We start from the raw sequence: 14,556 nt of genomic DNA, 5'->3' as shown, positions 1-14,556 counted from the left end.
GATGAGCAGGCTTGAAGAATTTATCAAAAATGAAGGTAGTGCCTTTCCCGGAAAAACATATGCTAGAGAGCTTCTGATGCCTGTTTTTAATGATCAAAGAGATTACTTATTTCATGCAATGTTCGATATTCATCGGGCACATGTCATCATGCTTTCGGAACAAAAGATCATTAAAGAAGAAGAGGCGAAGACCATGCTTGATGGGATTCGGAAAGTGGCTCAAACTGATCTAGCGCAGTTGACCTATCAGCCCCAGTTCGAAGACTTATTTTTCATGATGGAGGCAAAGATCGGTGAGGAAATCGGTCATGAACTTGCAGGGAAGGTTCATATCGGCCGCAGTCGTAATGATATGGGAGTCGCCATGTACCGGCTTGTTTTAAGAGGTCATCTACTCCAATTGATCGGCAATGCAAACCAATTGAGTGAAGCATTCTTGGTGCAGGCTGAAAAACATACAGAAACCTATATAACTGGTTACACGCATACCCAACCGGCTCAGCCGACTACGATAGGACATTACTTTTTGGCAATATATGATGTGCTTCAAAGGGATATTGGCCGGTTATGGGCAGCCTATGAAACGGTTAACCAATCCCCTTTGGGCGCGGCCGCGTTAACGACCACCGGTTTTCCGATCAGCCGGAACCGTACGGCTGAACTGCTTGGATTTGATTCGGTGATTGAGAATTCCTATGACTCGATTGGCGGGGCGGATTATTTATTGGAAACCGCAACTGCCATCATGACGTGCATGGTCAATACAGGAAGATGGATTCAAGACTTCCTGCAGCATGTGACAAGGGAGTTTGGAACCTTTCATGTGGCGGACCCTTATGTTCAAGTGAGCAGCATCATGCCGCAAAAAAGAAATCCAGTCTCCATTGAACATTCCCGTTCGATTGCAAGCAGTGCGTATGGTGATGCACTTGCTGCAATGAATATGATCCACAATACACCATTTGGTGATATCGTCGATACGGAAGATGATTTACAGCCGCATTTATATCGGGCTTTTTCGAATGCAGGACGTGTCATGAAACTAATGTATGCCGTCATGTCAACCTTGAAAGTAAATGAAGAACACACAAAGAAAATGGCCGCGAAATCCAGTATAACGGTTACTGAATTAGCGGATACCCTATCAAGAGATTACGACATATCCTTTAGAAAAGCCCACTCCATAGCCAGTCATATTGCAAAACGGTCAATTAGTGAAGGGAAAGAGCTATATGATTGGGACACAAAAGAAATCAACAAGATCATCAATGAATTCATTTCAGTGAACATAGCAGAAGATGAATGGAAAAAAATAATCTCTCCCGAATATTTTGTGGAAATCAGAAGCATTCAAGGCGGGCCCTCCCCAAAAGAGGTTACGAGAATGATTGTAAATAGAAAACAAAAACTGGAACAAGATTTGCAGGAATATAAGGAAATGGTCAAAGCATTGAATGATGGCAGGAAGGCTTTAGTGGATTACTAAAGGTATGTTGTTAAAGGGAAATGAGTCTTGACGCGCATGAAACTCACGAGTAAAAGCATGAACCTTCTGAAGAGAGTATTTTTTGTTGGCTCGGAAGCAATACGATGCATTTTACTGAGAAAGCTTCATATTTTATGATATATAGTCATTCTTTATCAGGGTGGCTATTTATTTTGGATTTTTATTGCAACTGAGATATCCCTAGTGACAATGAATGTAGATTATTCCTAAAAACAATGCTATTATTTGGAAAATATATAATATAAGGCGGAATGTTAATGTCAAATAGATCTCAGTTCGGTGTTATCCTGATTTTAATAGCTTTCGTAATATCGATTACTTTTTGTTTGAATCCGGAAGTTTTATTAAGAGGTGGATATGATTTAGCTATTGATGGTCTGGTAGTATCCAGAACCTTGATGATTATTTTTTCGTTGTATTTATTAGTTAAAATAGGGGATTTGTTTATAAACAGAAAAGATTAATAGTCTAAAATGAGGTTTCCTATAAACAATATTGAGAAAAAGGACAATATGCTTGGATGCCGATAATAAGGAAGGCTCAGTCTTTTGACTGAGCCTTCCGATGTTTATTTATCCAAAATAACCGGTTTCAAAGTTGCTTCATATTTCGTTAACGGATTTAGGTTCCAACTGAATCGCTTGCTTTCTGAAAGCCAGACTTACTGCGATCATCACAATGAAATTGACTGCCAATGCAATGATTCCCACATTCAAATCTTTCGCTGCTTGCGGCAAGGATGGAAACAAGGTCCCTATTGTCGAATGGCTGAGTGTAATGCAAATTACGATGGCCAATCCTGAAATGATGCCGGAGATTGCGCCAAATTTATTGATCGGATTATTCCTTTTCAGACTAAAGAGCAGGGACGGGAAAAGCTGTGTGATTAGACTGTATCCCATAAGAATTAATGCTGACATCGTTTCGCCGCCGTTTAAGGTGAAGTAGACGGCTATAAGGGCGATGACTGGAACAAGGAACTTTGCCAATCGTACAACATGGCGATCGGATACTGCAGGTGCAAATTCCTTATAGACGTTTTTCGCGAGCAGTGTAGCGACGCTCATCAAAAGCATGGATCCCGGCACCAATGCAGTCAATAATCCAGCTCCGCCGATTATGCCTATAAACCATGGATCAAAGGTCTCGATCGAAAGGCGCAGCAATGACAGGTCTGCATCTGCCCCAACGAGTCCGGGCACTTTCAATATTGCTGTAAACCCAACGAAAAAGACGAATAACAGCATGAGTGTATATAAAGGGCTGATGATTGCATTTTTTCGAAATACCTTGCCGCTGCGTGCTGAATAAACAGCGCTGAAAACTTGTGGCCACATATAGAAACCGAATACGAGCAATATTACCGTGGAGATGAACCATGATACGCTAAGTCCCTGATCTGGGAACTTAAGAAAACCAGGCTTGGCCGCATCAATCGCTTCAAACATCGGCTGAAATCCGCCAAAGTAATGAATCGGCAGATAAATCCCCAAAAATCCTATTATGGCGACCATCATGATATCTTTAATGACCGCTGTCCAAACTGAACCGTGTATACCTGAGATCATCACATAAATGGTAAGGCTGATCGCCCCCATCCAAACTGCCTCAGACATAGAGATGGCACCATAAGATGCTTCTGAGACAATGATCCCCAATCCTTTCAGCTGCACTACGATCACTGGAATCATCGACACCACACCGACAAGCGCAGCCAAAATTCCTAAACCGGGACTCTTATATTTGCTTACAAAGAAATCGGATTGAGACATCAGTTTATTTTCCTTGGCATATCTCCATATTTCCGGTAGGAGCCAATAGGATAATACGTAAGACAAAGTAATGTAAATTAGAACATATAGTGCGGGTGCGCCCTTGCCATAAGCCCAGCCGCTGCCGCCAAGGAAGGAGAAGGTCGTATAGATTTCCCCGGCCATCAGCAGAAAGACGAATATCGCACCAAAACCGCGTCCGCCAACCGTCCATTGCTCCAAGTCCATATCTTTTCCTTTTGAAGAGCGTATGCCTAAAAATATCGATAGAAGTAAAAATGCTAAAATGATTAAGAGAGCAATATTCATTCCTGGTCACCTTCCCGATTCCTGGGATCCAGCTTATACATGATGCCCAGTATGGCAGAGGTAAGGACCACCCACATAGCCATCCAGAACATATTGAAAGGCATCCCTAATACATATGGTTCTATTTTATTAACAAAAGGCAGAAATCCTAGTATGCCTATAAAAGGAACTAGAGTAAGAATATATATAATCTTCATAAACAAACCCCTCCGTTTTAATAAAGTGAAACGCCCACCAATGGGGTTTATTCTTCAATGCCACTGATGGATGGGTGAACCAAACCGGGATGAAAAATTCATTCATGACGGAAAAGGTCCGATAATATATATTAGCTTACACTATTTTGATATAAAATTTAATGCAGTTGCCTGATATATTTGAGCAACTGTGCGCAGACAGCCGAACAATGATATGTTCATAAAACAGATAAAGCCTTGAATTCATAGTGAGTTCAAGGCTTTATTTCCTTTAGCTATATTTTTTCCGAGAATTATATAGTATTACCAAAAGTATGAACCAGATTGGGGTCAAGAGCAGTGATAGTCGTGTAGCTTCAGCGAATAGCATAACAATAAGGATGAACAGGAATAATCCTAATATGGCGTAATTGACAAAGGGTGTAAAAGGAGCCTTGAAAGTCGATTTCGCTCTTAGGTCAGGCCTTGTTTTCGAATATTTGATATGGGAAATCAAGATAATGCTCCATACCCATATGAAACAGATGGCACTGATGGTCGTCACGACGGTAAATGCCTGTTCAGGTATCAGTTTGCTTAATAATGCCCCTATTGATACAACGATTGTGGATGTTAATAAGGCATTGCTCGGAACAGCCTGTTTATTTAATTTTTCCAGTTTAGCAGGTGCTTCGCCATTCCTGCTTAACGTATAAAGTATTCGGCTCGTTGAAAATAAACCGCTGTTGCATGCAGAAGCAGCGGATGTCAAAACGACGAAGTTGATGATCCCTGCAGCGACAGGAATGCCGATTAACGCAAAGACCTCTACAAATGGGCTGCTCGTGGCATCCAGTTGTGTCCATGGGTTGACGCAGAGAATGACGAATAGTGCACCAACATAGAAAAGTAAAATCCGGACAGGGATTTTATTGATGGCAGATGGAATGTTCTTTCTCGGGTTTGCCGTTTCTGCTGCGGAAACCCCGACCAATTCGACACCGACAAATGAGAAGACGACCAGCTGTAAAGATAATAGGAATCCAGAAATGCCATTAGGGAACATGCCCCCATGATTCCATAGGTTCGTTAGGGAAACCGTTCCGCTATTGGTATTGAAGCCGATGATCAAAAGGATGATCCCCACGACGATCAAGGCGATGATCGTGATTACTTTAATGATGGCAAACCAGAATTCCAATTCACCAAATAACTTAACGGTCAAAAGGTTCAATCCTAACAGAATGACTAGGCATATTAGAGCCGGAATCCATTGAGGGATATCGAACCAATATTGCATATAGACGCCGACAGCTATGATATCGGCCATTGCGGTCATGATCCAACAGAACCAATATGTCCACCCTGTCACGAAGCCGGCCCATGGACCGACATATTCGGTTGCAAATTCAGTGAATGATGTATACCCTGCATTGGATAAGAGCAATTCCCCTAGTGCCCTCATCACAAAAAACAAGGCAATCCCTATTATCAGATAGGAAAATAAAATGGAAGGTCCTGCTAATTGTATGGCTTTTCCGGAACCTAAAAATAATCCGGTGCCAATGGTTCCTCCTATTGCGATCAGTTGTACATGTCTATTTTTTAAATCTCTTTTTAATTCTTGTTTTGCCAATTCTTACGCCCCCGTCTTTTTATAGTCTTGGTAGTGAATGAATTTACCTGAATGGTCTTGGAGAGAGGGACTGATTTTTTCGTCCAGCTTGCCTTTCCCATTGGTTTTAAAGCTGTTGTTTTTAGTCCAACCACAAAATGGACAATAAAAAAAGAGATTGGATAATACCAATCTCTTAAAGGGTTCAGAATAACAATTTTATCATTCGTTACTCTTCTGTCCTTTTGCCTGAGATTGTGAATCCTTCGGCGCTGCACCTTGTACAGTCTCTCCAGAAGCTGCTCCTGCTATAGTGTCATCCATAGCATTCATCGCTTGCTTGTATGCGGTTGTGAATAAATGTTGTCAGTGATAATCTACCACTGCTGAATCATTCATTATGCTTATAAAATAATATTGGAATTCTATCATCTATTTTTCGGAAGGTCAACAAGTTTTTTTTGAAGTGAAAACGGCAATAGCTGTAGTTTTATAGTGGTCTTAATTTTTATTAAGGTACTTGAAAAATTTGTTTTTTGGATGATCATTATTATGAAATATTGAACATCATTTTTTTGAAATGATATTTTTAGATAAGGGGAATTGCCAAGATATATTTGGTAACTGTTTATTTCAAAAATACAATTGTATTTTTACAGAATATTTACTATTATAAGATAAGAAAACATAATTGAAGTGTTATTGATATTTTTTTCGATAAAGCATTTCTAACCGCAATAATTAATAGAGAGTCGTTCGTGTTAAGGATGGAAAAGCATTACCGATATTGCATCTGGGGGAGTTAAACATGTCGAACAAGGAATTAAAGAGAGGGCTGGAAGCACGTCACATTCAAATGATAGCTTTGGGCGGAACCATCGGTGTCGGGTTATTCATGGGATCGGCGAGCACGATCAAATGGACCGGGCCCTCTGTAATGCTTGCTTATGCCATCGCAGGTATTTTTATATTTTTCATCATGCGTTCCATGGGTGAGATGCTCTATTTAGAACCGACTACAGGTTCTTTTGCAACCTTTGCGAGCAGCTATATACATCCTTTGGCAGGTTATATGACTGCTTGGAGCAATTGGTTTCAATGGGTAATCGTCGGAATGTCCGAAATCATCGCGGTTGGGTTGTACATGCAATATTGGTTCCCGGATTTACCGGCTTGGATACCAGGTGTGGTCGCCATGATCATCTTGGGGGCGGCCAACCTCATTTCAGTTAAATCCTTCGGGGAATTTGAATTCTGGTTTGCGCTTATAAAAATCATAACGATCATATTGATGATCGTTGCCGGCCTAGGCCTTATCTTCTTTGGAATAGGGAATGGCGGGGATGCGATTGGATTATCGAATCTATGGGAAAATGGCGGCTTCTTTACGGGAGGCTGGACAGGATTCTTCTTTGCGCTTTCCCTTGTCGTGGCATCCTATCAAGGCGTTGAGCTTATCGGCATCACAGCCGGAGAAGCGAAAGATCCAAGGAAGACCGTAACAAAAGCTATCCAGTCAATCATATGGCGTATATTAATTTTCTATATTGGTGCCATATTTGTCATCGTGACAGTCTTCCCTTGGGATCAACTGGATGACTTAGGAAGCCCATTCGTTTCAACCTTTGCTAAAATAGGTATCACAGCAGCAGCAGGAATCATCAATTTTGTCGTAATCACAGCGGCAATGTCTGGATGCAACAGTGGGATATTCAGTGCAGGGCGTATGCTGTACACACTTGCATTGAATGGCCAAGCTCCAAAAGTCTTTGCTAAAGTATCTAAAAATGGAGTGCCGGCATACTGCACGATCGCTGTACTATTAGGATTGGGCATCGGGGTTATCCTGAATTACCTTGCACCGCCGCAATTATTCCTTTATGTGTACAGTGCGAGTGTATTACCCGGGATGATTCCATGGTTTGTCTTACTTATCAGTGAGCTTAAATTCAGAAAGGTAAATGCCGCTGAAATGGAGAAACATCCGTTCAAGATGCCGTTGGCCCCTTACAGTAACTATGCGACAATTGCCTTCTTACTGATGGTGCTGGTCGGTATGTGGATCAATCCTAGTACCCGGATTTCCTTGGTTGTCGGGATCGTTTTCCTAGCCTTGGTCGTAGCAAGTTATTACATGCTGAAAATGGATAAACGAACACCATTGGATGTTAAATCCGATGATGAAATTTCGGGATAAGAAACTCTATCGGAAAGCCCTTCTCTTAATTCGAGAAGGGCTTTTTTGTCTTTGGTGATTGTTGGAATTCAGGAGTGAAGTGGTGGAATTCACGAGTAAAATGGCGAAACTCACGAGTGAAGCTGAGAAACTCGAGTAAAACAGCGGAATTCAAGAGTAAATCAGCGAAACTCACGAGTAAAGCTAATTAGTCCCCGTAACAAGGGATGACAGCAGTGGGACGCTTATGAAATGTGTCTTCCTGACAGACTTTTTCATAGGATGTAACATCATCTTTACCCGAGGAAGGGGTTATATTTTGGAAAGAACAAAGCTTACCGGGCGGGTCGTTACACCTAATGATGCTGAGTATGAGCAGGCCAGGATAAATAATAACTTAAGTTTTTCTAAATTTCCAAAGGTCATTGTGTTTTGCCAGAATTCCAATGATGTATTGAATTCATTGAAGTGGGCCCGGGAAAATCATACACCTTTCCGGGTTAGGAGCGGCAGGCATAGTTATGAAAATTTTTCATTAGTGAATGGCGGTCTAATCATTGATATAAGTGAAATGTACAATATCAAGGTCAACCGTGAAAAAATGATTGCAAAAATCGAAGCCGGAGCTGATTTAGGTCAAGTATATAATACGCTATGGAAGTATGGCACGACGATTCCGGCTGGGACCGAAAGCGGTGTTGGTCTTGTAGGCCTTACGCTCGGCGGTGGAATAGGCATGTTATCGAGACGCTTTGGACTTACTTGTGACAATTTGCTTGAAATAGAAATGGTAAGGGCGTGCGGAAAGAGGGGCGCCAAACTTATTAAAGCAAATAGGAAAATTAATAGTGATTTATTTTGGGCATGCTGCGGGGGAGGAGGGGGAAACTTTGGTATAGTCACTTCTCTTACCTTTCGGGTACACCCCGTATCAAGGGTATCGATTTTCTCCGTCACATGGGGATGGGAAGATTTTGAAGCAGTGTTTGAAGCCTGGCAGGATTGGGCCCCTCAAGTTGAAGAGTGTTTAACTTCAGAAATCGAGTTCAAGTCAAAGGAAGTAAACCAAATTATCGCTCAAGGTGAATTTGTTGGGCCATCATATAGGTTGCAGCAGCTTCTAAAGCCTTTGACTAGAGCGGGTTTTCCAACAAATATCATGATAAAGGAAGTCCCGTATATTGATGCTGTGCAATTCTTTAATGATCCAAGTGGAAATCGACCGGCCCATCGCAAGCGGTCGGGGTCCTTCATTGAAAAACATTTTCAACTGCAAGCAATCTTGACGATGAAGCATTTTCTGGAAAACGCGCCAAATGAAAATGCAGCCATTTGGCACCAATCCCTAGGAGGGGCAGTTGGCCGTGTGTCCCCAAATGAAACGGCTTTTTATTATCGGGATGCCATCATCGCCCAGGAGTATCTGGCTACATGGACGAATCCAGAAGAAGAGCGGCAAAACATCCAGTGGATCAAAGAACTTAAATGCGCATTGTCACCATATACTACAGGTGACTACGTGAATTGGCCGGATATCCTCATCGAAGATTGGCCAACTGCGTACTATGGAGAAAATTTCAAGCGGCTTCGGGAAGTTAAAACGAGATATGATCCATACAATACGTTTAAATTCCCTCAAAGTATACCGCCTTTTAAGAAGTGGGTCTGAAAAAGCTTGGATGAACCAAAAACATTCGTTATTAAAAGGCCTATTCCTCAATTGGGATAGGCCTCTTTTATTTTCATCTTCCCAAAATCATTCTGCTTGCTGAGCTTGAACTGCACTGTAAACCTGATTTACGGAAGACTGGGCTTGTGCGATTTCTTGAGCTGCTTGTTTAATGGCTTCTTGTGCCAAAGTTGGATCAGAGGAAGATTTTTCAATTGCTTGTGAAAGTAAGGTTTGTGTTAGGGTAACGTTTGCTTTTGCTTGGTTTAATTGATTGATATCAATTTGTTGTTGAGGCATGTAGCTTCTCTCCTTATGTCATTATTGGAATTACTCCATTAGGATGACCTTTCTTTTCTTTTTTATAAGGAGAAAAAATATATGACGCAGACAGGATGGGTAGCTTGGGGAAATTTTGAAACAAGCAAAAAAGCCATTTAAATAAACGATGCCAAATTTATGGACAATCCAAATTCGTGTAAAAGGTACATCTTTAAGATTTAAAAACGGGCAGAAAGAGAATGGAATCATTAGGGGTATTTACTTAGAATCCTTAAATTTTCATCTGCATAAATAGTATTACGTTCCTTGAATACAATGTAATATCTTTGATCTTTCTTCACGAAGTCCCTACAAAGTATAGAAGGAACCGGATGAGCTCTGCTCTTCCGGTTCTTTGTGTATCAGTTAGCTGCTGGAATCAATCCTTTATGAATGGAGACTTCCTTAATGGCACGGTAGACGGTTTGGACCATGAAATCGAGTTCCTTTTCTGACATGGAAAGGATCGGCATCATCGTGATGACTGGACCAAGTTCCCGAATGATCAGGCCATTTTCCCGTGCTGTATGGATGATTCCGGAAACGACATTCTCTTGGAGGGTGAACGTTTCTTTTGTTTGGCGGTCTTTAACGATTTCCACTCCAATCATGAAGCCGCGCTGGCGGATATCGCCGACTATCGGGAGTTCGTATAGCGTTTGCAGTCTTTGTGATAGATATTTAGATTTTTTCTGGATGTCTTTAATGAGATTACGGCTTTCCATTAGCTCGATATTCTTCAGGGCCAGTGCACAGGCTAGCTGATTTCCTGTATAGGTGTGGCCGTGATAGAAGGTTTTATGTTCTTCTCTTTCCCCCAAAAAGGAATGAAAGATCTGCTCGGTCATGATGGTTGCTGCGAGTGGCATATATCCCCCAGTGATCCCTTTACCCATACACATGATATCAGGGACGACATCCTCCTGTTCGCAGGCAAACATTGTACCGGTGCGACCGAATCCTACGGCCACCTCGTCACAAATTAAGAGGATATTGTACTTTTTGCATAATTGTTCGACCTCTTTCAAAAAGCCTTGGGGATGGGTTATGATGCCTGCTGCTCCCTGCACAAGCGGCTCGATGATCAATCCTGCAATTTCCTCTGATTGTTTCTCCAGTAACTGCTCCAGTTCCTTCAAACAATGGTTTTTCACGGCTTCTTGATCTCCATACTCAGTCATGTGATAGGCATATGGTGAAGGGGCGGAAATCCGTTGAAATAAGAGGGGCTTAAAGATTCTATGGTATAAATCCATTCCGCCCACACTCACAGCTCCGACAGTATCGCCATGGTATGCTTCGTCAAGTGAGACGAATTTGTTTTTATTCTGATGCTTGACGGGATCGATATTTTGCCAATATTGATATGCGACTTTAAGGGCGATTTCAACAGCGGCAGATCCCGTGTCAGAGTAGAAGACTTTCGATAAAGAACCAGGAGTGATCTCGGCCAGTTTTTTTGCCAGTAGAATCGATGGTACATTCGCAGATCCCAGCAGCGTGGAGTGCGCGACTTTATTCACTTGTTCAATTAGGGCGCCGTTTAATTCCGGCTCGTTATGCCCGTGCACGTTCACCCATAATGAAGCATAGCCGTCGAGGTAGCGTTTGCCATCCACATCAATCAGGTAGCTGCCTTCGCCGCGCTCGATGATCAGCGGTTTGCTTTCCCGATACGTTTTCATTTGTGTGAACGGATGCCATACATATTCCTTATCCCATTGTTCTAAATCCTGACTGTTCATGCTTTGAACACCTCTTTCAGTTGGTGGGTATAATCTTGATCACTAAGTAAATCAAGGATACAGATTCTCAAGTCTTTTCTAACATCGGCCAGTGTTGGGATGCAGGCGAGGCCATTCAGCCCAGTCAGCTTTTCAATGGTTTCGATATTGTCTTTATGAATCCGATCTTCCGGCCGGAAATGATTATACAAAATGGTTTTCACGTTTATATCATGGACTTGGGCATAAGAATGGGTGGTCACGACATCATGAATCGCCCCTAAACCGCTTGTGGATACGAAGAGGACAGGCATGCCGCAATCCTTTATGAAATCCGCCGTCATATAGAAACCTTCCGTTCGTTCAATAAGCGGCACAGCCAATCCGCCAGCGCCCTCTACTAATACGATGTCATACATTTCCTCAAGTTCGTGAACCCTTTCCACGACTTTCTTCTCATCGATAAGACTACCGGTTAATTTAATCGCCAAATGTGGGGAGGTTTCCGGTTTCAGTGTGTAAAACCCTGAATCCTTTACACCGAGTTCCTGCTCAAACCAAGATATATCCGGGTATGTATGATTTTCTTCATTGATTCCCGTTTGGAATGGCTTGAATATCGTGACGCTTTTTCCCAATGTTTGAAGAGACAGATAGAGTGCACTCGTGACGATGGTCTTTCCAATATCCGTGCCAGTTCCGGTTATAAAGTAGGCTTGGCCCATGGATGATTCAGCTCCTTTACGTTTATATATCTTGCAATGCGCGGACGTACTTGTTGAATGATGACAGCACATAGAATGCATAGCATAAGATCACCGGGTACAGGTAACAAGAAGCCGTAAAGAATCGTCTGGTTGATGGTAAGCGGCGTTTCAACAATCCACTTCATTGCACCATACAGCCAAATGCAGCCAAAAAGGTAAACTGTCAGCAAAGAGGCGGCATTAGCAAAGAATATGGAACGAATCGTGGAGAGGGAAAACCGGTTGATCAGCCATCCATTTACATAGGCTCCCAGTATATATCCGAGCAAATAGCCGAATGTAGGTTTGAAAATATAGCCGAATCCCCCGCCTTCAGCAAACACGGGCACTCCGATAAGTCCGATCAAGACGTAGCATAACTGACTGAGCATTCCAAGCCGGGGCCCCAATAATGCGCCTGCCAAATAGACTGCCAGAATTTGCAGTGTGAATGGTATGTAAGGTATAGGTATCTTAATAAAGGCGCCAATGGCAGTTAACGCGGTAAAAAGGGCCACATAGGAAATCGTCCTTGCTTTCAAGTTTTTAACCTCCTTTTTTGAAAGTGCTGGCAAAATGCCCACTATTAGTTTGCCTGATTTCTATTTTATATGTCAACTAATTTATTATTTAGTTAACATATAAATAGCCATCTTTATCGGGATTTAAAGGAGATACTAGGAAAATATTGAAAAAAGACCATTGAATAATATTTTGTTAGTATGTTATTATTCTATCGATATGTTAACTTAAAATATTTAAAGTTAACAAATTTACCTAAATCGCCAGGCAGTATTGATACTGCTAAATGTTAAGTGCTGCCCATTGTGGTTGGATGGTGCACATGCGACCACTTGGTTTGAAGGGAAAGTGGATTGGAGATGGAGGCATTCGCGGTTGGAGCATCAGGTAGATATTGCAGGCAGTTGGTCTTTATTTACCAGACCGAGTTATGCTCCTTTTCTAGGAATTGCATAGTCAAGGAATCCATAAACCAGCGATTCGGCACACAATAAAGAAAAGAGGGATAGGTTTGGAAACAATGTTAAGGGACTGGAAGATGTTAGCGGAGAACGTTATCAAAGGATATAAAGTGACGGAGGAAGAGGCATTATCCATCGTACAAGCCCCAGACGAAGAGGTTTTGGAAATTTTGAATGCGGCCTACCTCATACGCAAGCATCATTATGGGAAAAAAGTTAAATTGAATATGATCATCAATACGAAATCAGGATTATGTCCCGAAGATTGCGGCTACTGCTCGCAGTCGATCGTATCGGAAGCCCCAATCGATAAATATGCTTGGTTGACGAAAGAAAAGATTGTCGAGGGAGCGCAAGAATCAATTCGTCGCAAAGCGGGTACTTACTGCATCGTTGCGTCTGGCCGTCGTCCGACCAACAGGGAAATCGATCATGTCATTGAAGCAGTAAAAGAAATCCGCGAAACGACGGATCTTAAAATCTGCTGTTGTTTAGGTTTCCTGAATGAGGAACATGCTGGCAAACTTGCGGAAGCAGGCGTTCATCGCTACAACCACAATTTGAATACATCACAGGAAAACTACAGTAAAATTACATCGACACATACATATGAAGACCGGGTAGATACAGTCGAAGCTGTAAAAGAAGCCGGAATGTCCCCATGTTCTGGTGCCATTTTCGGTATGGGGGAATCTGAGTCGGAAGCGGTGGAAATCGCACTATCCCTACGCAGCCTTGATGCAGATTCCATTCCTTGTAATTTTCTCAATGCAATTGACGGAACGCCGCTTGAGGGAACTTCCGAGTTGACCCCTACTAAATGCCTGAAATTGATTTCGATGATGAGATTCGTTAATCCGAGTAAAGAAATCCGTCTGGCCGGCGGTCGTGAGGTCAATCTCCGTTCCATGCAGCCCATGGCACTTTATGCAGCCAATTCCATCTTCGTCGGCGATTATTTAACGACAGCTGGTCAAGAACCCACAGCAGATTGGGGAATCATCGAAGACCTGGGATTTGAAATTGAAGAATGTGCTCTTTGATAAAGAGGATTATTGGAAAACAATATGGATTTAAAAAAACACCCTTAGGGTGTTTTTTTCAGTTTGTCGGCAAAAGGAAGACCCAATTAGGGTCGGAAAAAGTGCATGGAGGGTCGAATAAATTCGAGAACGGTCGAATAAAGAGTTAGGAGGGTCGAATAAATTCGAGAACGGTCGAATAAAGAGTTAGGAAGGTCGAATAAATCCGAGAACGGTCGAATAAGGTGCGTGGACGGCCGCAAAAAGAGCGTTGATGGATGAAAAAATCGTGAACGGCAAAAAATGCTCCGGATGATAACAATTGGAACGTTTTTAAATGAAAAAAATGCAGGCAAACTGCTCTAATTCTAATTTCTTTATAGGTGTTTTATTACTTTGCAGTAAGCAGGCTAGTGGTCAGTAAAATTTTACAAAAATAAAAAAATGATTGATAAGTGAAAATAATGAAAAAAAAATGCTAAATTGTAAGAAGAGGTTTTTTTAATGAATTACCTGAATACAATAAAATTTGCTGC

General features: G+C 42.0%; 12 protein-coding genes and 1 riboswitch. Of the genes, 5 read left to right on the top strand and 7 right to left on the bottom strand.

What is annotated here, in order from left to right; all coding sequences use genetic code 11:
- Window position 1: 1 nt before the first annotated feature.
- A complete protein-coding gene (gene argH / locus ACSR9O_RS18080) occupies window positions 2–1,486 on the top strand; it encodes an argininosuccinate lyase (protein WP_491724866.1) in 1,485 nt (494 codons plus the stop codon).
- 278 nt (window positions 1,487–1,764) lie between these two features.
- Window positions 1,765–1,971 carry a hypothetical protein gene (locus tag ACSR9O_RS18075; protein WP_057278651.1) on the top strand — a complete coding sequence of 69 codons (207 nt, stop codon included), beginning with the start codon at window positions 1,765–1,767 and terminating at the stop codon, window positions 1,969–1,971.
- Between the two features lie 138 nt (window positions 1,972–2,109).
- Here ACSR9O_RS18075 and ACSR9O_RS18070 read toward each other — a convergent pair whose 3' ends face one another.
- From ACSR9O_RS18070 to ACSR9O_RS18060, 3 genes are all read right to left on the bottom strand, one after another.
- On the bottom strand, window positions 2,110–3,588 hold the full coding sequence (locus ACSR9O_RS18070; protein WP_101224844.1) for a sodium:solute symporter family protein: 1,479 nt from the start codon (window positions 3,586–3,588) through the stop codon (window positions 2,110–2,112).
- Window positions 3,585–3,785 (bottom strand): DUF3311 domain-containing protein, encoded by a 201-nt coding sequence (locus ACSR9O_RS18065; RefSeq protein WP_048685209.1) that lies wholly within the window; start codon window positions 3,783–3,785, stop codon window positions 3,585–3,587. Before ACSR9O_RS18065 ends, ACSR9O_RS18070 begins: the two co-directional genes overlap by 4 nt.
- 271 nt (window positions 3,786–4,056) lie before the next feature.
- The gene (locus ACSR9O_RS18060) at window positions 4,057–5,400 is read right to left on the bottom strand and encodes an amino acid permease (protein ID WP_230177817.1); all 1,344 of its coding nucleotides are present in this window, start codon (window positions 5,398–5,400) and stop codon (window positions 4,057–4,059) included.
- A gap of 206 nt (window positions 5,401–5,606) precedes the next feature.
- A riboswitch (glycine riboswitch) is annotated at window positions 5,607–5,685 on the bottom strand.
- 502 nt (window positions 5,686–6,187) lie between these two features.
- Here ACSR9O_RS18060 and ACSR9O_RS18055 point away from each other — a divergent pair.
- Together ACSR9O_RS18055 and ACSR9O_RS18050 are read left to right on the top strand one after the other, a co-directional pair.
- Entirely contained in the window at window positions 6,188–7,576 is a 1,389-nt protein-coding gene (locus ACSR9O_RS18055; RefSeq protein WP_101224842.1) for an amino acid permease, read from the top strand.
- 298 nt (window positions 7,577–7,874) lie between these two features.
- On the top strand, window positions 7,875–9,224 hold the full coding sequence (locus ACSR9O_RS18050; protein WP_491724865.1) for an FAD-binding oxidoreductase: 1,350 nt from the start codon (window positions 7,875–7,877) through the stop codon (window positions 9,222–9,224).
- Between the two features lie 87 nt (window positions 9,225–9,311).
- Here ACSR9O_RS18050 and ACSR9O_RS18045 read toward each other — a convergent pair whose 3' ends face one another.
- The 4 genes from ACSR9O_RS18045 to ACSR9O_RS18030 form a co-directional block, all read right to left on the bottom strand.
- On the bottom strand, window positions 9,312–9,524 hold the full coding sequence (locus ACSR9O_RS18045; RefSeq protein ID WP_101224840.1) for a hypothetical protein: 213 nt from the start codon (window positions 9,522–9,524) through the stop codon (window positions 9,312–9,314).
- A 383-nt stretch (window positions 9,525–9,907) separates the two neighbouring features.
- Entirely contained in the window at window positions 9,908–11,290 is a 1,383-nt protein-coding gene (gene bioA / locus ACSR9O_RS18040) for an adenosylmethionine--8-amino-7-oxononanoate transaminase (protein WP_230177812.1), read from the bottom strand.
- On the bottom strand, window positions 11,287–11,994 hold the full coding sequence (gene bioD, locus ACSR9O_RS18035; RefSeq protein WP_491724864.1) for a dethiobiotin synthase: 708 nt from the start codon (window positions 11,992–11,994) through the stop codon (window positions 11,287–11,289). Before bioD ends, bioA begins: the two co-directional genes overlap by 4 nt.
- Entirely contained in the window at window positions 11,973–12,557 is a 585-nt protein-coding gene (locus tag ACSR9O_RS18030) for a biotin transporter BioY (RefSeq protein WP_101224837.1), read from the bottom strand. The genes bioD and ACSR9O_RS18030 overlap by 22 nt, the downstream gene beginning before the upstream one ends.
- 500 nt (window positions 12,558–13,057) lie before the next feature.
- On the opposite strand from ACSR9O_RS18030, the gene bioB reads away from it, so the two are divergent.
- On the top strand, window positions 13,058–14,041 hold the full coding sequence (gene bioB / locus ACSR9O_RS18025; RefSeq protein ID WP_101225033.1) for a biotin synthase BioB: 984 nt from the start codon (window positions 13,058–13,060) through the stop codon (window positions 14,039–14,041).
- Window positions 14,042–14,556 lie beyond the last annotated feature (515 nt).

The sequence above is a fragment of the Peribacillus sp. B65 genome (genome assembly GCF_058513295.1).
Note: the sequence above shows the minus strand (reverse complement) of the source record. Positions and strands in the feature narration are given on the sequence as shown.

Bases quoted from the DNA above. Each gene is read 5' to 3' on its own strand.
- argH (WP_491724866.1), top strand. From the start codon at position 2: ATGAGCAGGCTTGAAGAATTTATCAAAAATGAAGGTAGTGCCTTTCCC.
- ACSR9O_RS18075 (WP_057278651.1), top strand. From the start codon at position 1,765: ATGTCAAATAGATCTCAGTTCGGTGTTATCCTGATTTTAATAGCTTTC.
- ACSR9O_RS18070 (WP_101224844.1), bottom strand. From the start codon at position 3,588: ATGAATATTGCTCTCTTAATCATTTTAGCATTTTTACTTCTATCGATA.
- ACSR9O_RS18065 (WP_048685209.1), bottom strand. From the start codon at position 3,785: ATGAAGATTATATATATTCTTACTCTAGTTCCTTTTATAGGCATACTA.
- ACSR9O_RS18055 (WP_101224842.1), top strand. From the start codon at position 6,188: ATGTCGAACAAGGAATTAAAGAGAGGGCTGGAAGCACGTCACATTCAA.
- ACSR9O_RS18045 (WP_101224840.1), bottom strand. From the start codon at position 9,524: ATGCCTCAACAACAAATTGATATCAATCAATTAAACCAAGCAAAAGCA.
- bioA (WP_230177812.1), bottom strand. From the start codon at position 11,290: ATGAACAGTCAGGATTTAGAACAATGGGATAAGGAATATGTATGGCAT.
- bioD (WP_491724864.1), bottom strand. From the start codon at position 11,994: ATGGGCCAAGCCTACTTTATAACCGGAACTGGCACGGATATTGGAAAG.
- bioB (WP_101225033.1), top strand. From the start codon at position 13,058: ATGTTAAGGGACTGGAAGATGTTAGCGGAGAACGTTATCAAAGGATAT.